The organism is Priestia sp. D51 (assembly GCF_053345675.1).
In genome coordinates this window covers 751,858-772,700 of record NZ_JBLTIR010000001.1, presented here as the reverse complement: position 1 = coordinate 772,700, position 20,843 = coordinate 751,858, and the positions used below count along the sequence as shown (strand labels likewise).

18 protein-coding genes are annotated in these 20,843 nt (G+C 39.2%); all 18 read right to left on the bottom strand.

The genetic code is table 11. The annotated features are described in order from the left end of the window. Positions 1–64: 64 nt before the first annotated feature. The gene (rny, locus tag ACNHOZ_RS04035; RefSeq protein WP_013058803.1) at positions 65–1,624 is read right to left on the bottom strand and encodes a ribonuclease Y; all 1,560 of its coding nucleotides are present in this window, start codon (positions 1,622–1,624) and stop codon (positions 65–67) included. A gap of 281 nt (positions 1,625–1,905) precedes the next feature. Next, positions 1,906–2,943: a recombinase RecA gene (recA, locus tag ACNHOZ_RS04030; protein ID WP_013058804.1), complete on the bottom strand. Its 1,038-nt coding sequence runs from the start codon at positions 2,941–2,943 to the stop codon at positions 1,906–1,908. 199 nt (positions 2,944–3,142) lie between these two features. After that, positions 3,143–4,384, bottom strand: coding sequence for a competence/damage-inducible protein A (locus ACNHOZ_RS04025; RefSeq protein WP_048019864.1), 1,242 nt, complete (start codon positions 4,382–4,384; stop codon positions 3,143–3,145). A gap of 16 nt (positions 4,385–4,400) precedes the next feature. Then, positions 4,401–4,985, bottom strand: a complete 585-nt coding sequence (gene pgsA, locus ACNHOZ_RS04020; protein WP_028411382.1) for a CDP-diacylglycerol--glycerol-3-phosphate 3-phosphatidyltransferase — start codon at positions 4,983–4,985, stop codon at positions 4,401–4,403. Between the two features lie 144 nt (positions 4,986–5,129). Continuing rightward, entirely contained in the window at positions 5,130–6,098 is a 969-nt protein-coding gene (locus ACNHOZ_RS04015) for a helix-turn-helix domain-containing protein (protein WP_048019863.1), read from the bottom strand. A 21-nt stretch (positions 6,099–6,119) separates the two neighbouring features. Beyond that, positions 6,120–6,911, bottom strand: coding sequence for a DUF3388 domain-containing protein (locus ACNHOZ_RS04010; RefSeq protein WP_013058808.1), 792 nt, complete (start codon positions 6,909–6,911; stop codon positions 6,120–6,122). Between the two features lie 213 nt (positions 6,912–7,124). After that, on the bottom strand, positions 7,125–7,385 hold the full coding sequence (locus ACNHOZ_RS04005) for a DUF3243 domain-containing protein (RefSeq protein WP_013058809.1): 261 nt from the start codon (positions 7,383–7,385) through the stop codon (positions 7,125–7,127). A gap of 65 nt (positions 7,386–7,450) precedes the next feature. Beyond that, positions 7,451–8,176, bottom strand: a complete 726-nt coding sequence (ymfI, locus tag ACNHOZ_RS04000) for an elongation factor P 5-aminopentanone reductase (RefSeq protein ID WP_048019862.1) — start codon at positions 8,174–8,176, stop codon at positions 7,451–7,453. A 63-nt stretch (positions 8,177–8,239) separates the two neighbouring features. Beyond that, positions 8,240–9,523, bottom strand: coding sequence for an EF-P 5-aminopentanol modification-associated protein YfmH (gene yfmH, locus ACNHOZ_RS03995; RefSeq protein ID WP_025750276.1), 1,284 nt, complete (start codon positions 9,521–9,523; stop codon positions 8,240–8,242). Beyond that, complete coding sequence (gene yfmF, locus ACNHOZ_RS03990) at positions 9,510–10,805, bottom strand: EF-P 5-aminopentanol modification-associated protein YfmF (protein ID WP_028411385.1); 1,296 nt, start codon at positions 10,803–10,805, stop codon at positions 9,510–9,512. The genes yfmH and yfmF overlap by 14 nt, the downstream gene beginning before the upstream one ends. Positions 10,806–11,063: 258 nt before the next feature. After that, positions 11,064–12,023 (bottom strand): ABC transporter permease, encoded by a 960-nt coding sequence (locus ACNHOZ_RS03985; protein ID WP_048019861.1) that lies wholly within the window; start codon positions 12,021–12,023, stop codon positions 11,064–11,066. Beyond that, complete coding sequence (locus tag ACNHOZ_RS03980) at positions 12,020–13,081, bottom strand: ABC transporter permease (RefSeq protein ID WP_014458483.1); 1,062 nt, start codon at positions 13,079–13,081, stop codon at positions 12,020–12,022. Before ACNHOZ_RS03980 ends, ACNHOZ_RS03985 begins: the two co-directional genes overlap by 4 nt. Then, complete coding sequence (locus ACNHOZ_RS03975) at positions 13,078–14,607, bottom strand: ABC transporter ATP-binding protein (RefSeq protein WP_048019860.1); 1,530 nt, start codon at positions 14,605–14,607, stop codon at positions 13,078–13,080. Before ACNHOZ_RS03975 ends, ACNHOZ_RS03980 begins: the two co-directional genes overlap by 4 nt. 119 nt (positions 14,608–14,726) lie before the next feature. After that, the gene (locus ACNHOZ_RS03970; protein WP_028411388.1) at positions 14,727–15,815 is read right to left on the bottom strand and encodes a BMP family lipoprotein; all 1,089 of its coding nucleotides are present in this window, start codon (positions 15,813–15,815) and stop codon (positions 14,727–14,729) included. Positions 15,816–15,948: 133 nt separating this feature from the next. After that, positions 15,949–16,674, bottom strand: coding sequence for a GntR family transcriptional regulator (locus tag ACNHOZ_RS03965; RefSeq protein ID WP_028411389.1), 726 nt, complete (start codon positions 16,672–16,674; stop codon positions 15,949–15,951). Positions 16,675–17,314: 640 nt separating this feature from the next. After that, positions 17,315–19,672, bottom strand: a complete 2,358-nt coding sequence (locus tag ACNHOZ_RS03960) for an FtsK/SpoIIIE family DNA translocase (protein ID WP_048019859.1) — start codon at positions 19,670–19,672, stop codon at positions 17,315–17,317. A 138-nt stretch (positions 19,673–19,810) separates the two neighbouring features. Then, the gene (locus tag ACNHOZ_RS03955; RefSeq protein ID WP_028411391.1) at positions 19,811–20,020 is read right to left on the bottom strand and encodes a YlzJ-like family protein; all 210 of its coding nucleotides are present in this window, start codon (positions 20,018–20,020) and stop codon (positions 19,811–19,813) included. After that, positions 20,017–20,769, bottom strand: coding sequence for a ClpP family protease (locus ACNHOZ_RS03950; protein WP_013058820.1), 753 nt, complete (start codon positions 20,767–20,769; stop codon positions 20,017–20,019). The genes ACNHOZ_RS03955 and ACNHOZ_RS03950 overlap by 4 nt, the downstream gene beginning before the upstream one ends. Positions 20,770–20,843: the final 74 nt, after the last annotated feature.

The following is a 20,843-nucleotide window of genomic DNA, read 5'->3' as shown; positions in this document are numbered from 1 at the left end:
TCATTCTTAATCTGCATCTTCATCTCTACGAAAAAAAATAAAGTGGCGAAACGCCACTTCATTTTTATTTTGCATACTCTACTGCTCTTGTTTCGCGAATAACCGTTACTTTGATGTGGCCAGGATAATCCAGCTCATCTTCAATTCGTTTTCGGATATCTCGAGCAAGTCGATGCGCTTCTAGATCACCAATCGTATCTGGTTTCACCATAATACGAACTTCACGCCCTGCTTGAATTGCAAATGATTTTTCAACGCCTTCATAAGACTCTGAAATTTCTTCTAACTTTTCAAGACGACGAATGTAGTTTTCTAACGTCTCACTGCGAGCACCTGGTCTTGCAGCAGATAATGCATCCGCTGCTGCAACTAGTACAGCAATGATTGATGTTGGTTCTGTATCTCCATGGTGAGAAGCAATCGCATTAATAACAACCGGATGTTCTTTATACTTTGTAGCTAATTCAACACCGATTTCTACGTGGCTTCCTTCTACCTCATGGTCAATTGCTTTACCAATATCATGTAACAACCCTGCTCGTTTGGCTAACGTTTCATCTTCACCTAATTCAGCAGCCATAAGTCCTGATAAATGCGCTACTTCCATTGAATGTTTCAGCACATTTTGACCATAGCTTGTTCTGAATTTTAAGCGACCAAGAATTTTCATCAAGTCTGGGTGCAACCCATGAACACCGACTTCAAACGTCGTTTGTTCACCGACTTCACGAATATATTCGTCCACTTCGCGGCGAGATTTTTCAACCATTTCTTCAATACGTGCGGGATGGATACGACCATCTTGAACGAGTTTATCAAGTGCAATTCTTGCTGTCTCACGACGAATTGGGTCAAATCCTGATAAAATAACTGCTTCTGGCGTATCATCAATAATAAGATCAATTCCTGTCAAAGTTTCAAGCGTACGGATGTTTCGACCTTCTCGACCGATAATTCGGCCTTTCATTTCGTCATTTGGCAAGTTAACAACTGAGACAGTCGTTTCAGCAACATGATCTGCTGCGCAACGCTGAATAGCAAGTGAAAGAATTTCTTTCGCCTTTTTATCGGCGTCTTCTTTTGCACGGTTTTCTGTTTCTTTTACCATTATTGCAATGTCGTGAGAAAGTTCATTTTCAACACGATCTAAAATAATCGCTCTTGCATCTTCTCTTGTTAAGCTTGAAATGCGCTCTAGCTCTGTTTGCTGTGCACGTACTACTTCTTCAACTTTGCTTTCCATCTCTTCAATATGCTGTTGTTTAACAGTAAGAGAATCATCTTTCTTTTCAAGTAACGCTTCACGTTTATCAAGTGATTCGTCTTTACGATCAAGATTTTCCTCTTTTTGCATTAATCGATTTTCTTGTTTTTGAAGTTCTGCTCGACGATCACGAATATCTTGTTCTGCCTCTGTACGAAGCTGATGGATTTCATCCTTCGCTTCTAGTAAAGCTTCTTTTTTCAAAGCTTCCGCCTCGCGGGTTCCTTCATCAATAATTTGTTCTGCACTAGACTTTGCTCCCGCAATTTTAGCTTCAGCAATCGATTTACAAACAAAAAAGCCAACAACTGCACCGACGATTAGGCCAAGCAAAGCGAAGATGATTGTATTAGTATCCATCATTTCACCTCCCCTTGCTATAAACTTGTAAGTTTTAAATTTCATGTCGGCATGTACATCGTATTCACCTTTCAATATACACACAAAGGCTTTTAAACGCTAAAATGTTTTAAAAAGGGAAAATATACATCTTAATTGTAAATCTGTGCATTTTTATTGTCAAGCCTGCCTCTACAGTATATATTGAAATTTCGCATGTTACTTTTCTAGCATTAACAATTTTTACAAAAAAAAGACCCCTTCTTTGAAATAGAGGAGTCTTTTTTTTATCTCGCAGCAAATTAAATATTTAAATCGCCTTGATCGTCATCCTCAGGAGCTGGCTCTCCATCTTGGTCTAAACCATGATGTTCACGCACTTGTCCCGCAATTTCCTGACGAATATCAGTATTTTCTTTTAAGAATTGCTTTGCATTTTCACGGCCTTGACCTAGACGCTCGTCATTATATGAATACCAAGATCCACTTTTTTGGACAATATCTAGTTCAGAAGCGATATCCAAAATTTCACCCTCTTTTGAAATACCTTCTCCGTACATAATATCTACTTCGGCAGCACGGAAAGGCGGAGCTACTTTATTTTTCACAACTTTAATTCTTGTTTTGTTACCTACGATATCATTTCCTTGCTTTAACTGCTCTGCACGACGCACTTCTAGACGCACTGAAGAGTAGAATTTAAGCGCACGTCCACCAGGAGTTGTTTCAGGGTTACCAAACATTACGCCGACTTTTTCACGAATTTGGTTAATAAAGATAGCGATTGTTTTAGACTTGTTGATAGCTCCAGATAGTTTACGCAATGCTTGAGACATTAAACGAGCTTGTAGACCCACGTGAGAGTCTCCCATTTCTCCTTCAATTTCCGCTTTTGGCACTAACGCTGCTACTGAGTCAACAACAATAATATCTACTGCGCCGCTTCGAACTAAAGCTTCAGCGATTTCTAAAGCTTGTTCTCCTGTATCAGGCTGAGATAATAACAGCTCATCAATATTAACACCTAATTTTTGAGCATATACAGGATCTAACGCGTGCTCCGCATCGATAAATGCAGCCTGTCCGCCCTGCTGTTGAACTTCTGCAATCGCGTGAAGAGCAACTGTTGTTTTACCTGAGCTTTCTGGGCCATATACTTCCACCACACGTCCACGTGGATATCCACCTACGCCTAAAGCTATATCTAATGCTAATGAACCACTTGGAATTGTAGAAATTCTTTTTTCCGTTTGTTCACCTAATTTCATAATTGAACCTTTACCAAATTGCTTTTCAATTTGCTTTAAAGCCATATCAAGGGCTGCTTGACGATCGTTCACTCAATTTCCTCCTCTATCTCTTTGAAATCATCTATAAACTGCAAACTTACTACGATGTAGTAGCAATGTCGAATTAACAACTTTCTATAACTTACTATACTAGTTTTTGGGTCGTTTGACAAGCAAAAAGCGAATAAATGTTCGTTTTTTATAAAATTAAAAAAAGGCTGCTTTGGTAAAACTAAGCAGCCTTTTTTCTTTATTTTTTTATCGTCTTCAATACGTAATGACAGCCGTAATTAACCGTTCGTGAACGAATTCCTTGGCGCCTTCCAGATAGCTGCAAACTGTAAACTTGAGGAGTTTGATCCTTATAAGCGACCCCTATATGCACTGTTCCTACAGGGTGTCCTTCTTGTTTAGAGGGTCCAGCTACACCCGTAAAACCGATGCCAATATCCGTTTTGTATAACTGTTGAATACGCTGAGCCATTTCAGCCGCGCACTGCTCGCTAACGGCTCCGTACTGATTCAGCGTGTGTTCGCTCACTCCGAGAATATTTTGCTTGATTTCATAATGATAGGCTACCAGGCTGCCTTTAACAACTTCTCCAGCACCTGAAACAGTTGTTAAACGTTCGCTGAATAACCCGCCGGTTAAACTTTCGGCTGAAGCAATCGTCAAACCTTGTGCCGTTAATTCTTTTACCAATTCATTATGTAAAGAAGTTGCTTCGTATCCATATAAATACTCGCCTACGCGCTCTGAAATGGTTTTTTCCACTTCGTCTAACATGCGCTGTGCTTCAGCAGCATCAGCGTGCTTAGCAGTTAAGCGAAGCGTCACTTCTCCATCTCCTGCAAGCGGTGCAATCGTCGGGTTTGTTTGCGCATCAAGCAAATCTTCAATTTCCGTCTCAAGCTGTGATTCTCCTATTCCGAAAAAACGAAGAACGCGTGATTCAATACTTTCTTTTAATTCAAGCTTTTGAGCTAAAAATTCTTGACCATATGCTTCATACATTGGATAGAGCTCTTTTGGCGGCCCTGGGAATAGCATATAGTGTTTTCCCTCTACTGTAAGCCCCATACCTGGAGCCATTCCGTAATCATTAGGGAGCACTGTCGAACCTTCAAGTACAATTGCCTGTTTTTTATTGTTAGGTGTCATGATACGATTTGACTGTTTGAAATAGGCTTCAATGCTTTCAAGTGCTTCCGCATTTGTTGTCAACTCTACTCCTAGCACACTCGCAATTGTTTCTTTTGTTAAATCATCTTTTGTAGGACCAAGCCCGCCTGTGAAAATAATTAACTCTGCACGTGTTTGAGCTGTAACAATCACTTCTTTCAAGCGCTGTGCATTATCTCCTACTACTGTATGATAGTAAACATTAATTCCAAGTTCGGCTAATTTTTTCGATAAATACTGAGCGTTTGTATTGGCAATTTGCCCAAGCAGCAGCTCAGAGCCGACTCCAATAATTTCAGCGTTCATCATATCATCTCCATCTTACTTATTTTGAATTAACAAAAGCCTGTTTGTTTTTAGCAAAGTAGTCCCAGCCTGAAATAACCGTAAAAATCACTGAGATCCAAAGCATTACGCTAGCAAACGGAATGGAAATCCATTCAAAAGGCAAGTTGTACAACAGAATAGCTGAAATAGCTAAAATTTGAGTCCATGTTTTAATTTTACCTAACATATTGGCTGCTACAACTTCTCCTTCCCCTGCTAGTACAAGTCTTAAACCTGTGATAGCAAATTCACGGCTAATAATGATGATAGCAGCCCATCCTGCACCTGCAATTAAATCTAAGTCAACAATAGCTACAAGCGCAGCTGAAACCAACAGCTTGTCTGCTAGTGGATCTAAAAACTTGCCCAAGTTCGTGACTAAATCGTACTTTCTTGCATAGTATCCGTCGATCCAGTCTGTTGTAGATGCAATAATAAATAATGCCGCCCCTAATAGATGAGCGATCGGAATCTCTTTTCCTGCTGCCTCCACTGTGCCAAATGGTAGCGGCACCATCATAAAAATGAGGAATACGGGAATTAGAAAAATTCGCGAAATGGTAATCTTGTTTGGTAAATTCACTTCTTCTGCCTCCAATTACTGTTACAAACTGAAAGCGTGCAAACGAAGTTGTTTGCACGGCTTTGGTTTTATTATAGCGTGAATGAGTGTTTAATTCACATATTATCTTTATTTACACCCTGACCACTTTTTAAAACAGGCTGTTTACTGTGCTTCTGCCGGCTGATATTGAATCGTTACAACTTGTCGAACTTGCTTGGATGAATCAAACGGCAAGTCAACCGCTTTTCCATTTACTTTTAACTCTACTCCAGGTGAATAACCGATGTTGACACGAGCTTCCGTTTCTTTCGTCAAATCAAATTCTTTTGTTTCACCTTTTTTTAGAATGGAGCTAAAGAAAGCATTTCCTTTTCCATTTTTCACATCTAACCAAGTATCTGCTTGAGTGGATGTTACTTCTAGGTTAAATGCATCTGTACCGGAAAGAGCATACGTAGCACTTCTGCCTGTTTTTTGAACTTCCTTGTATTCTTGTTTACCGCTGTCTTTCTTTTCTTTTTCAGCTTTTTCTTTCTCAGCTTTTTCTTTTGCGGCTTTTTCTTTTTCAGCTTTTTCTTTTTCTTTCTTATCAGCAGCACTTTGTTCATCTTCTGACTTGCTATTGTCATTTTTTGCAGTAGTTTCATTCGTTTCTTCCTGCGTGTTAGACTGCTGAACTTCGCTGTTTGGAGCTTCTTGATTAGCCTGCTCCTTGTTTTTATCCGAGACGATATTTTGAGCGATTACCCAAATAATAATCCCAACAACTACAACTCCCGCCACCACTAGAACAGTTGGAAGGTAGTCATATGCTTTTGAAACTCCTTTTGTATGCTGAGGAATTTCTTTGCGGCTGCGAACGCGCGAAAGCTGCTGCGGCATGTCTTCTGTTTGAGTTGAAGGAATGTCTGATTTGTATTCTTCAAAAATAGCATCTGTGTCCAACCCAATTGCTTCGCAGTATTGCTTAATAAACGCTCGTACGTAAAATTTCCCTGGCATAACCTCATAATTGCCTTCTTCAATGCCAAGTAAATAGCGTTTTTGAATTTTCGTTAGTTTTTGTAAATCCTCTAACGACAATCCTTTGCTTTCTCGTTCTTGTCTTAACCTTTGTCCTAACTCTGTCAATGCTAACACCTACCAATTATGCTAAAAATCAAACATCGATAATCCACCGTCTTGAAACATTTGAGGACCTTCCATTATTTCATATGTAATCTTCTCATTGGGGTCATTTCTTATTTCAATAATGTAGGCAAAATCATCTAACGAATACTCGGTATTTTGTACAAATACATCCGGATGCTCCACGATTTTTGTCGCGGGTACATTCATTACTTCTCGAACAAGCTGCCAGTGCTTTTCATTCGCTCGTTTTGTCGATACAATCCCGTCAATGATAAAAATATTATCAGCGTTGTATTCGTCAGCAATAAGCTGACTGCGAATCGTTTGTTTTAAGAGTGTAGAAGACACAAAAAGCCACCTTTTGTTCGCACATACGCTAGCTGCTACAATCGATTCGGTTTTGCCTACTCGCGGCATACCTCGAATACCGATAAGCTTATGACCGTCTTGTTTAAACAGTTCCGCCATAAAATCTACGAGCAAACCTAATTCATCTCTTACGAAACGGAATGTCTTTTTATCATCTGCGTCACGCTGAATATAGCGACCGTGACGCACTGCTAACTTATCACGCAATTTAGGCGGTCTCATTTTTGTCACAATGATATTATCCATTGTTTTCAAAATAGATTCAAGCCTGTCTATTTGCTCATGTGAATCACAGCGCAGCAATAATCCACGGCGAATATCATCCACTCCATTAATTGTGACAATATTAATTGACAACATTCCAAGAAGCGATGAAATATCACCTAAAAGACCCGGACGATTTTTTTGTATTTGATATTCTAAATACCACTCAATTTTCTCCATCAAACCCCTCCCATTTCTTGGCTGGCCTTCGAGAGGTGCCCCCTTTTTTTCACCTAGTTTAACTATAAATGATTTCCATTATATTATAAACCCTAAAGGCAAGTAGTTCTACATTTGTTATGTATGTAAGCGCTTATTTATTTGTACTATTTAATTCTAAGAAAAAAGGAGCTTTCACACGCGGTGAATTAGCTCCTTTTTAGAAACGATAACTTATTTTACTGATCCGTTATTTTGAACTAATTTCACCATGCTGCTCGCAATCGCATGCTGCTCTTCTTTAGAAGCAACGCTCCAAAGGTCTGCTAAAATTCGCTCTTGATCATTTTTTGCATCAACTTGGTTTGCTAAATATCCACCAATTTGATAAGCAAGATCATGAATAACTTCTTCTTGCATTCCTTCGTTTTGTGCATGATGTAAACGGTCGCCTAAAAAATCTTTCCAGCTATCCCAGTTTTCTAATACTGACATGAGTAGCCCTCCTTAAGGTTTATTCATATCATAGTTTGTACCTTGTTTTTAATTTTATGCACACTTTATATGTACCAACCGCCATTAACCGATAATATTTGTCCAGTTATATACGAAGCACGTGAAGATATTAAATATGAAACCGCATCTGCCACTTCTTTTGGATATCCTATTCTTCCTAAAGGGATCTCTTCAGCCAGCTCTTTAACCTCTTCTTTTGAATAGCTGGCCATCATATCCGTTTCAATCGCTCCGGGCGCAACTCCATTGACGCGAATTCCACTTAATGCAACCTCTTTTGCCAAAGCTTTTACAAACGTATTTTGGGCGCCTTTTACCATTGAATAAAGAACTTCAAACGAAGCTCCTGTAAGTCCCCAAATGGAAGAAATCATGATAATTTGTCCGCTTTTAGCACTGATCATTTTAGGCAGCAAAGCTTTTGTAATAACAAAGGGAGCCGTGATGTGAAGATAGATCATTTCTTCGGTTTCATTTGCCGAAGCATCTGTCATTAACCCGCTAACGCTTCGTCCGCTGTTATGAATAATAACTTCTACCGGAACAATAATCTCCTTTAAAAACTTCTCCATTCCCTCTTTACATGATAAATCCGCTTGTACTGTAAACACGGTTTTCACCTTTTCAGCTAGCTCATGTGCAAGCGCCTCTATTTTGTCTTTTCGTTGATGATAGTGCAAAATAAGCGAGTATCCATCTTCAGCCAATTGCTTAGCAATCGCTGTGCCAATTCCTCCGCTTGCACCTGTCACAAGGGCAAATTTCTCCATAGCCTTCTCTCCTTTACATGCAAAAAAGCTGATGAACATCAGCTTTTTTGGCAACAATCATCTTTATTTAGGTACTACTTCACAAACCGTAAAGTTCTTTTCATCAATAATCTCGTTTAGCACATCTTTTATTTCGTTTACCTTCAGTTTTTCTAGCGTTTCAACAATATCAAATAAATTCATATCATTAAACGCATAGCGTGTAAACTGATTAGCGATAAACTCAGGTGAGTTTAATGAACGTAAAAATCCGCCGATTTTCTTTTTACGAATACGTTCAAGTTCCTCTTCTGTTAGTGATTTCGTTTTCATTTCAAGTAAAATTTGTTTAACTCGATCATACAGCTGTTCCGGTTGATCCGTATCTCCTCCGATAAGAGCAAAACCAAATCCTCTTTCCTCCGTATAATCATACGCAAACGTTTCATCAATGAGTCCGTCTGCATACAACTCCTCATAGTACGAAGAGCTTTTTCCAAATGCATAATCTAAAATGATATTCATTGCTAACTCGTATTTAAGCATTTCTCCGCCTGAACGCTGCGGATTTTTCGCTTTTAGACCCACCATACATTTCGAAGACTGCACCGGCATTTTTAATACTTGTTTTTCTTGATCCACCGTTTCAGGCTCTTCGTCAAAATGACGCTGTATGTCAGAGATTTCTTTATAATCTTTTTTCTGCTGATTGTCTCGAACTTGCTTCATTACTTTTTCCGCATCAACAGGACCTACAATGAACAACAGCATGTTGCTCGGATGATAAAACGTTTCATAGCATGTGTACAGTAAATCTTTATTAATATGTGAAATCGATTCGATCGTGCCAGCAATATCAATTTTAACAGGATGGTTTTTGTACATATTTTGAATGGTACCAAAATACAAGCGCCAGTCCGGATTGTCGTCATACATTGTAATTTCTTGACCGATAATGCCCTTTTCTTTTTCTACCGTTTTTTCTGAGAAGTACGGCTCTTGTACAAAGTCCACTAATGTTTCAAGATTTTCTTCAAAGTTAGATGTACAGCTGAATAAGTAAGCTGTGCGGGTAAAAGAAGTAAATGCATTGGCCGAAGCACCTTGTTTACTAAACTGCTGAAAGACATCTCCGTCTTCTTTTTCAAATAATTTATGCTCTAAAAAGTGGGCAATTCCATCCGGAACTTTTGTCATTTCATTTTCATTTAGCGGTACAAATTGATTGTCAATCGATCCGTAGTTTGTTGTAAAAGTGGCAAACGTTTTGTTAAACTCCGGTTTTGGCAAAATGTATACCTGCAGCCCGTTATCCATTTTTTCATGATACAGCTGTTCTTGAAGCTGCGAAAATTCAATTTTCTCCATTTTCTTCACCGCCCGTTCCTGTTAAGAAATAAATTGTATCCATTTCAATTTTCTCAGCCACTTTAATAATTTCCTGCTTAGATACCGCATCAATATGCTTTAAGTATTCATCAATTGAAATATCTTTACCCGTTAATTCATTATGATACATAACCTCTACTAGTCCTCGTGGAGTATCCACCGTTTCAAGCAGCTGGTTGTGAATAACGGCTTTCGTTTGAGCGATTTCGCCGTCTGTAAACGATCCTTGTTTCATTTCCTGCATTTGTTCTTTAATAATCGTAACAGCTTGGTCGTAATTTTTAGCATCAATACCCGACATGACCATTAGTAATCCTTTATGACTCTCTACTCTCGAAGCAGCATAGTAAGCTAAGCTCGCTTTTTCACGCACGTTAATAAATAGCTTGGAATGTGAGAACCCTCCGAATATCCCATTGAATACTTGAAGAGCAAAATACTGTCTATCTCCGTATACAACGTTTGTACGATAGCCAATATTTAATTTCCCTTGTTTGACTTCTTGTTTTTCCACCACTTCATTTACGTTTGAGATCTCTTTAGACGTGATAGAATCTTCAATGTCTTTTTGCTCGCGCTTTGGTAAAGTAAATGTTTCTTTTACTGTTTGTAAAACCTCTTCGACTTGCAAATCTCCAATAGCATAAAGGTGAATGGCATCTTCTTTTAACACCTGCTGATAATAAGCGTACAAACTTTCACCTGTAATTTCTTCCACATCGTCAATTTGACCGTTTACATGTAAAGAGTAAGGTTCTTCCTTACACATTTCTTCAACTAGTCTTAAATTAGCATAGCGCATTTTATCATCAAATACGGCTTGAATTCGCTGACGAAGCGAACGCTTTTCTTTTGTCATAATATCCGTTAAAAAAGAGTCCCCTTCAACTGCTGGCTTTAATAAAATATCGCCAAGAAGAGCTAACGCTTTTTGCAAAAGCGGAGTTGAATCTTTCAAATATTTTTCATTCGCTATATCAATGCGAATCGTAATATCGTGGTTATCACCTTTTTTTGTTAAGTCTACTTGTAAAGTAGCACCATAAAGCTCATCTAAATATGTACGAAGCTTTGTCGTAGACGGCAGCGACTCGGTAGCGCTTTGAAGCACATAAGGTAAAAGGGCACGCATTGTCACCGTTTTCTTATCTAAAGGGGCATTTAGTTTTAAAATGAACGTGTTTGTTTTGTACTTAGCTGTTTGAATGGTATGAACAGTCAATCCTTCTAGTTCATGTTTTTGTTCAGTCAATAATTTCATATATAAACCTCCTTTTAAATTTTGATGTATTAACTAGACAATACTTCTATTTTGAATCTTTAACGCTAATTTTAGTCTTATAACCACTATATCGAATTCAAGGAAACATTTTCAAGTAACTTGCCGCGCGCTTCCTCATTTCTTTTCATATTCTTTCTCTCAATGAAAAAAAGGCGGAGAAAAGAATATGATTTCTTTGTCTCCACCTTCTATATTTATCCAACTTTAGTCATTGTTAGACCTCGTATAGAGGATTTATTAGCGGCGGCCTTTTTCATAAGGAACGCCCAGCGCTTTAGGAGCCTCAGCACGTCCTACAAAACCAGTAAGCGCTAAGATTGTTAATACGTACGGTGCAATGGTTAAAAGGACGGATGGGATATCTTGAATAACCGGAATCTGAGCTCCCGTGATACTCAAAGACTGTGCTAATCCGAAAAACATGGCTGCACCTAAAGCACCAATAGGATGCCACTTCCCGAAAATCATGGCCGCAATAGCAAGGAACCCTTGTCCAGCAATCGTTCCCGCTGCAAAGTTTGTAGCGATAGACGTGGCATACACCGCTCCGCCAATTCCAGCGAACATGCCGGAAATCATAACGCCAACGTAGCGCATTCTCACAACTTTAATCCCCATCGTGTCTGCTGCCATTGGGTGTTCACCAACTGAACGAAGACGGAGACCAAACGGCGTTTTATAAATGGTGTACCATACAGCAAAAGCTAGCACAATCGCAATATAAGACGTAATAGGAACGTTCGAAAACAGAATTTTACCGATTACTGGAATGTCTGATAAACCTGGAATACTTACTTTATCGATACGGAATTGAATAAAATCTGTTTGTCCTTTCCCAAAAATCTTTTTAATTAAAAAGATTGAAAGACCCGCAGCTAGAAAATTCAGGGCTACACCACTTACAGTTTGATCTGCTTTTAATGTAATGCTTGCAACAGCATGAATCAGCGAGAACACAGCGCAAACAACAGCCGCAATTACTATTGCTACCCACGGGGCCCAAGCACCTAATGAATCCTGAAGTAAAAGGGTTGAAACAATACCTGTGAACGCGCCAAACATCATCAGCCCTTCTAATCCAATGTTCACGACCCCGGAACGTTCACTAAATATCCCTCCGAGCGCGGTAAAGATAAGCGGTGCAGCTGAATAAAGCGCCGCTGGAATAATAATGGCTAACACCTCTAAGAAGTTCATTTTGCTCCCCCCTTGCCTGCACGGCCAAGCACCCAGCGAATTAAATAACTAGATGCAACAAAAAAGATAATAAGCGCAATGACAATTTGAATTAATTCAGACGGTACGCCTGTCATAAAGTTCATTTGAGGAGCCGCAGTTTGCAGTCCTCCGAAAAAGAATGAAGCTAATAAAATTCCAATTGCGCTGTTAGCTCCTAAAAGGGCTACGGCAATACCGTCAAATCCCGTACCCGTAAACGCAGTGAATGTGCCCATATATTGAAATGTTCCAAGCCCTTCCATAGCCCCGGCAAGCCCGGCAAAAGCGCCTGAAATCGCCATGGATAACACAATGTTTCGGCCTACATTCATTCCTGCATACTGTGAAGCATGCTGATTAAAACCAACGGCTCTTAGCTCGAAGCCCTTAGCTGTTTTATTCAAAATAAACCACATTACGACGGCTGCAGCGATGGTAATAAGAATGCCGTAATGAAGGCGGGAGTTATTGGTTAACTGTGCTAAAAAGCTTGATGCTAAAGATGCCGATTCTTTAATATCATACGATTTTTCATTACCCGCGTATAAATACGTACGGATTAAGCTGCTCGTGGTGTAAAGGGCAATATAGTTCATCATGATGGAAACAATTACTTCATGAACATGAAATTTTGCTTTTAAAAATCCTGGAATAAACGCCCAAACTGCTCCAGCTGCAGCTGCTGCTAATACAGCTAAAGGAATATGAATGACTGCTGGTAAATCAAACGCATACCCAACCCATACTGAAGCCAACCAGCCAACTAAAAGCTGTCCTTCTACTCCAATGTTAAAGAGACCGGTTTTATAAGCAAACGCAACCGCAATACCGGCCAGAGCAAGAGGCGTCATGGCACGAATCGTTTCTCCAATGGCTTTTGGCGTCCCAAACATCCCGTCAAAAAGAGATTGATAGCCAAGCATTGGATCATAGCCGCCTAGTAACATAATAACCGCTCCGGCAATGAGTCCTAATATGGCCGATACAACAGGGATCAAAATCATCATTACACGTTCGTTTTTCACAAGTTTATTCATGCTGTTCCACCCGCTTTCTCACGCGTACCGCCTGCCATTAATAGACCTAACTCTTGTTCATTCGTTTCTTTTGGATCTACAATGTCAACTATTTTCCCTTCATAAATAACCGCAATGCGATCGCTTAGATTCATTACTTCATCTAGTTCTAGCGAAACGAGCAGCACTGCCCGTCCTTTATCTCGTTCTTCAATCAGCTTTTTATGAATAAATTCAATGGCTCCTACATCCAGCCCCCTCGTTGGCTGAGCTGCAATTAATAGTTCCGGACTGCGGTCTACTTCACGGGCAATAATGGCTTTTTGCTGATTTCCGCCCGATAGCGATCGCGCTTGCGTATATTCACTAGGGGTTCGCACATCATATTCTGCAATTAACTCTTTTGCTTTTTTATACAGCTCTTTATAATTCAAAATACCTGATTTAGACATCGGCTTTTGATAATACGTTTGAAGACCGATATTTTCACCAATTGTATAATCTAATACAAGCCCGTGCTTATGGCGATCCTGCGGAATATGTCCTACTCCTGACTCCGTAATTTTACGCGTGGATAACGTAGACAACTCTTGATTTTTTAACGTGACCGAGCCCGACTTTATTTTTCTTAGACCCGTAATTGCCTCAATCAGCTCTGTTTGGCCATTTCCATCCACACCCGCGATGCCTACAATTTCGCCTGCTCGAACGCTTAGATCAAGTGAACTTACAGCCTCTACTCCTCGGCTATCTTCTACTACTAATTCTTTTATTGTTAACACAGCTTCTTTTGGAGTCGCTGTTTTCTTTTCAGTTTTAAAATGTACTTCTCTTCCTACCATTAAAGCAGCAAGTTCATCAGGGTTGGTCTCTCGCACATTTACCGTACCAACCCCGACACCTTTTCGAATAATTGTACAGCGGTCACACACTGACATAATTTCTTTTAATTTATGCGTAATTAAAATAATCGACTTTCCTTCTTGAATTAATTTTTTCATAATTTGAATTAATTCCGTAATTTCCTGAGGTGTTAAGGCGGCAGTAGGTTCATCAAAAATAAGAATGTCGGCTCCTCTGTAAAGCGTTTTTAAAATTTCCACTCGCTGCTGCATGCCAACTGAGATATCTTGAATCTTCGCATATGGATCTACCGATAATCCATATTGATTTGAAAGCTCTTGAATATCTTGAGCTGCTTTTTTAATATTGATTTTCCCCGTTCGCGTCGGTTCGTTCCCAAGAATAATATTTTCTGTGACTGTAAAGTTTTGAACAAGCATAAAATGCTGATGAACCATTCCAATTCCTAAGTCATTCGCTACGTTAGGGTCCGTGATTTTGACTTCTTGGCCGTTTACACGAATCTGTCCTTTTTCAGGCTGATAAAGCCCAAATAAAACGTTCATCAGCGTTGACTTACCTGCACCATTTTCTCCTAACAAAGCATGAATTTCTCCCTTTTTCACTTGGAGTGTAATATTGTCATTAGCGACAATACCGGGAAACTCTTTGCGAATATCTAGCATTTCAATAACATATTCCACTACTTTCACTCCCTATTCCTGCCTGCTACAGGATTCTGTCTTCCGTTTTTTGGCTATGAAAAAGGCTAGTTTTCACTAGCCTTTTATACTCATATAATCATTGCTTAACAGATATCAGCTTATTTTTTAAGCGTTTTTTCAAACTCTTTAAATTCTTTATCCGTTTGAGGCACTGTAATGTCACCGTCTAGAATTTTTTGCTTATACTCATCAACTGCTTTTAACGCATCTTTGCTTACATTATCTTGTGATGGAGCAATTCCCACTCCGTCTTCTTTTAAGCCAAACACAACCTCTTTACCGCCTGGGAATTTGTCGTCCATTGCTTGTTTTGCAACATCTTCTACAGCAAGGTCAACGCGTTTTACCATCGAAGTTAACGTTACGTTTTCAGGCATACCTTCTTCATGCTGATCGCGGTCAACTCCAATTACCCAAACCTTTTTGTCTTTACCGCCTTTTGAACGGTTTTTAGCTTCTGTAAATACGCCGTTTCCAGTACCGCCAGCCGCTTGATAAATAATATCAGCGCCTTTGCTGTAAATGGTAGAAGCGATAGCTGAGCCTTTTTCTGGAGAGTTAAAACTTTCCGCGTATTGAGAAATAACTTCAGCGTCTGGGTTTACAGATTTAACACCTGCTTTAAATCCGTTTTCAAACTTCTTGATTAATGGAGATTCAACGCCTCCGATAAAGCCGATTTTGTTCGTTTTCGTTTGTTTCGCTGCCACTACACCTACTAAGAAAGAGCCCTGCTCTTCTTTAAATAAAATGCTCGCCACGTTATCTAAGTTTTCTGACTTTAGCGTATCGTCTACTAATGCAAAGTTAGCATCTGGATACTGCTTCGCTGCTTTTTTAATGTCTTCTTTTAACAAAAAGCCAATTCCATACGTCAAGTTGTAGCCACTCTCAGCAAATTTAGAAAGGTTGCTCTCGTATTCAGATGCTTTTGTAGACTGCAAATATTTGTATCCAGTCCCTTCATCAAGTCCGTTGTCTTTCCCAAACTTTGTTAGACCTTCCCAAGCAGATTGGTTAAACGATTTATCATCTACCCCGCCCGTATCTGTTACCATTCCCACTTTAAAATCCGCTGCTTTTTTATCTCCGCTGCTCTTATCTGCGTCGTTTGAGCCACACGCGCTTAAAAGTGTTCCTGCCGCTAATACTAGTGATAATGCAAGTCCCGTTTTACGTTTTAACATGTTTTAACCCCCTGAATAGTTTTAAAAGTATAAAGCCAATTTTCTATTTCGTCCCTGTGACCTACATTTGACACCTCCTTAAAAGGACAATGTTAAATAGTTGTAAATTTTCTGACATTTAACCATAAAAAAACTAGACGCGTTTACGCAGTACTTGGAAACTAAATTGATCTGCTTTAAAATAATTGATGGAATATAAAATGGGTTCATCATACTGGTCATAATGCATTTGTTTCAGCACAAGCAAAGCGGTTTCTGGCTCGCATTGTAAAATAGGAGAAACTTTTTCATGATAGCCTAGAGGCTCAATATTTGCCACGGCGTATGAAATGTGCTTTCCTGCTTGTTTTTCAAGAATTTCTAGCAAAGATTCCTGTTTATATTCGAAATTTTCAGGCAATATTTTTTGAGGAACCTTGTCCATGCAATATACAACAGGCTCTCCGTTTGCCGTTCTCACCCGTTCAACAAATAAAATCTGTTCGTCTTCCCCGCAAGCAAAACGTGTTAAATCATTTTCAGACAACTCTTGTATTTGAGAAGATAAGAAGATTGTTCCGGCCTTCATACCAGCTTGTTCAATCATATGTGTTATACTATTTAATTGCTCAATCCCTGACAAAAAAGTAGGCTTCGTGTTGACAAATGTTCCCACGCCGTGTCTGCGAACAATAATATTCTCTTCTTCTAATATGCGAAGTGCCTCACGTAGCGTTGCGCGGCTAACCCCTAGCTGCTTTGATAAATCAAACTCTGAAGGGAGTCTTTCCTTTTCTTTAAAAATTCCTTTTTCTATATTTTGTTTAATTTTATCAATCACTTGTAAATACAAGTGCCGATTATCCGCACGTATAGACATCACTCTTCCTCCATATTAAAAAGTCATCAGACCTCTGATGTTCGACTACTTAATCGAAAATAATATATCATTTTTCGACAGATAAATAAATAGGTTATATTAATTTTTTGTTAAAATTTTTAATATTTTTTTAAAAAAATGAATTTTTGTTATTTTTTAATGTCAGCATACCTAACAACCTACTTTTCTTCTAATATTAGATAAAAACCAAACATTTTAGTCATTAAATTTTTTAATATTCGTTTTTATTTTATTTATTTAGCATGACATATTTTTGTGTAATACTATTCTTACCGTCTCTTCTTCCATAAAAAAATGAGGTTGAGACATAACGAAATAAATCCAATCTAAAGACAAACAAATAAGATACATGAGCTGAAACGCTTGCGACACCGCAGTTGATTTCCGTGCAAGACTTCGGTTTCCACGGGCGGGCGATGGGCCTCCTCGTCGCTTACGCTTTTCCCGCAGGAGTCTTCACCTTGTCTTTCAGTCAACTGCTAGAAGGAACGAAACGGATGAAACCTATATTCACCCTAACAAAAAAAACGAACCGCTAATCAGACATGTTGATTAGTGATTCGTTTTTCACTTAGGCTAAAATACTTTTGTCCCAGCTCCATCTTTTCTAATAACCTTATTAAGATCCAACATCTTCATTTTGCTGAGAAATCAGCACCGAACGCGGCTTACTTCCTTCGTAAGGCCCAACCACTCCACGATCTTCCATCGCATCGATTAAACGTGCAGCCCGGTTATAGCCAATTCGAAAGCGTCGCTGCAGCATAGAAACAGAAGCTGTTTGCATTTCTGCCACAAGCTGAACCGCTTCGTCATATAGCTCATCTGCAAAATCATCGACTTGTTCAGGGGCATCTGTTGGAATCATTTCTTCTTGATACTGTGCTTTTTGCTGTGCAATTACAAAATCAACAATCTCTTCTACTTCTTCATCTGATAAAAAGGCACCTTGCACACGCACAGGTTTTGAAGCTCCAACAGGCATGAACAGCATATCTCCTCTTCCTAGAAGCTTCTCAGCTCCTCCCATATCTAGGATCGTACGAGAGTCAGTTTGTGAAGATACACTAAAAGCGATTCGGGAAGGAATGTTTGCTTTAATAACTCCAGTAATAACATCTACTGATGGTCGCTGTGTAGCAATAATCAAATGAATGCCGGCAGCACGAGCCATTTGAGCAAGACGTGTGATCGAATCTTCGACGTCAGATGAAGCAACCATCATCAAGTCAGCCAACTCATCAACAATCACCACAATATAAGGAAGAGTCGGCTGTTTTGCATCGGCGTCTCCATCATCATTCATACGTTTTACTAAATCGTTATATCCTTCAATGTTTCTCGTTCCGCTGTGTGAGAACAACTCATAACGTCGCTCCATCTCACTTACAACTTTCTTTAATGCTTGAGAAGCTTTTTTCGGATCTGTTACGACAGGAGCCAATAAATGCGGAATACCATTGTACATATTCAACTCAACCATCTTAGGGTCAATCATCATTAATTTTACTTCATGAGGCTTTGTTCTCATTAAAATACTAATAATAATACCGTTGATACACACACTTTTTCCGCTTCCTGTTGCCCCTGCTACAAGCATATGAGGCATTTTATTAAGCTCTGCTAGCACAGCTTCGCCTGAAATATCTCTTCCTAAACCAACTAATAGCTTTTTATCAGGTCGGTTATTTTCAGTCGCTTCAAGTACTTCTCTAAGCGAAACCATCGCTACTTCTTCGTTCGGCACTTCAATTCCTACCGCTGATTTCCCGGGAATTGGAGCTTCAATCCGAATATCTTTGGCAGCTAATGCAAGTGCTAAATCATCACTTAAATTGACAATCTTACTTACTTTTACTCCTACATCAGGATATACTTCATATTTTGTAACAGCTGGTCCAAGGTGAACTTTTGCCACTTTTGCTTTTACGCCGAAACTTTGAAACGTTTTTTCAAGCTTTTCGGCATTTTTATAAATGTTTTTATGCTCTTTTGCCTGGTTACTTTTCTTTGGCATCGTCAATAGCTTGATAGGAGGAAGCTCATACTCTTTATTTTCCGTTTCAGTAAAGGTAATCATAGGAGCTTTTTCTTCTTCCTGTTCCTTTTGCGGCCTTGGCTGTTGCGGTGCAGCAGCTACAGGCTTCGATTCCATAACCGGAGGCACCGGAGCTACAGGAGCAGCAGAAGATTGACTAGACTCTTCCTCTCCATAATCAAAGTGTTCAATAATTGGAGGCGAAGGTGCTTCCACTTCTATTTCCACGCTTTCTTCAGGTTCTTGAACAGCTTTTTCTTGGCGTCTCTTTTTTGTTGTTTTAGGGGCTTTTTTCTTCTTATGTTTCCACGTCTGAATATCTTGCCAGCCTTCTTTTAACTCCGTTGTTAAAAAATTAACTAGAGGTGACAGAAGTTTTAATACCGTTTCGTGAAGCGAACGTCCGGTAATGAGCAGTACCCCAATCACAATAAGCAAGGCAGCGATAAGTTCTGTTCCTAAGCTATCAAACAGATAGTAGAACATGGCAAACATAATAGCTCCTATCATCCCTCCCCCTAAATCACTGTGATTCGATTGTCCCGTTGCTTCGAGCATATACAAATCCCACGTATTCATAATGACAGATGGATCTGTAAACGTTCCGTTTTTCGATAAATTTTCAAATAACGTCACGTGACTAAACAGTAAAATAGATAAAATAATGAGGTATGTACCGATAAGCTGCCGCGTCACTAAAGGAGGCATTTCTCTTTTCCAAATGATATAAACAGATAGAATAACCATTCCGATTAAACACAGCATATACCATTCGCCAATAAATAAGCGGACCACGAGTACAAGAGCCTGTCCTACAGCACCGAGTCCTGCCATGGCAATTAACGTTAACGCTAATAAAAATAAGCCAATAAGCTCAAAGCGCAATATGCGTTTCCATTCATCCTTTTTTATTTGACCTCTTCGTTTTTTCTTTGCCATTTTTCCACTCCAATCAACGTCCAACACCCTATGTTGATTTTGTTTCTTTTATCAGTTGAATAAAAAAGCAGCCAATACAGCGGCTGCCTTCTTCGTCATATTCATTATACCATATTCACCATAATTATACTGAAATCCTTACGACAAAATTTGACCAGGATAATAATTTTCATTCAAATAATCTTGAGGATTCGTGCTTAAAACCCTCACAATTTGCTGTTGTTTTTGTTCATTTTCTTCAACGATAACCGGGATTCCATTATGATTAATAAGCTTTGGCTGAGATTGTTCTTGATGATAAGACTGCTGAAAAATCAGTTCTTGTGGCATCATTGTATATAAAATCATTGCAGCAGCTGCTCCTCATTCTGACGTCCTTGCTCAATCAGTTCATTCAATTTTTTGATTGCTTGAGCAACTCCGCCTACTTCGTTAATTAACCCGTATGAAACAGCATCTCCGCCAACTACATTTGTCCCGATATCACGCGTTAAGTTCCCTTTTGAAAACATAAGTTCTTTAAACTTTTCTTCTGAAATATGAGAGTGTTCTCTCACAAAGTTAATCACGCGCTCTTGCATTTTATCTAAGTATTCGAATGTTTGCGGTACACCAATAACAAGACCCGTTAAGCGAATGGGATGAATGGTCATGGTCGCTGTACCGGCAATATACGAATAATCAGTTGAAACCGCAATTGGAACACCGATTGAATGTCCGCCTCCTAGCACAATGGACACAGAAGGCTTGGATAACGAAGCAATCATTTCCGCAATGGCAAGACCTGCTTCTACATCTCCACCTACTGTATTCAAAATAATAAGCAATCCTTCAATTTTTGGATTTTGTTCAATCGCCACAATTTGCGGGATGACATGCTCATATTTTGTCGTTTTATTTTGAGGAGGCAGCTGCATGTGCCCTTCGATTTGTCCTACAATCGTTAAACAGTGAATATTAGAATCCTGAGGAAGCTGAGCCACGTTGGTCTGTCCCAATTGTTGAATTTTATCTAATATTCCGCCCTTGCTTTCTTCATTTTTATTAGGCTGCTGAGGCGCTTCATCAGAATGTAATCTTTCGTTATTTTCAAACATATTCTAGCTCCTTTCACTTATTGATAGTAGTAGTATGAACTTCTCATAGTTATTACATCCCCATCAGCTGCAAA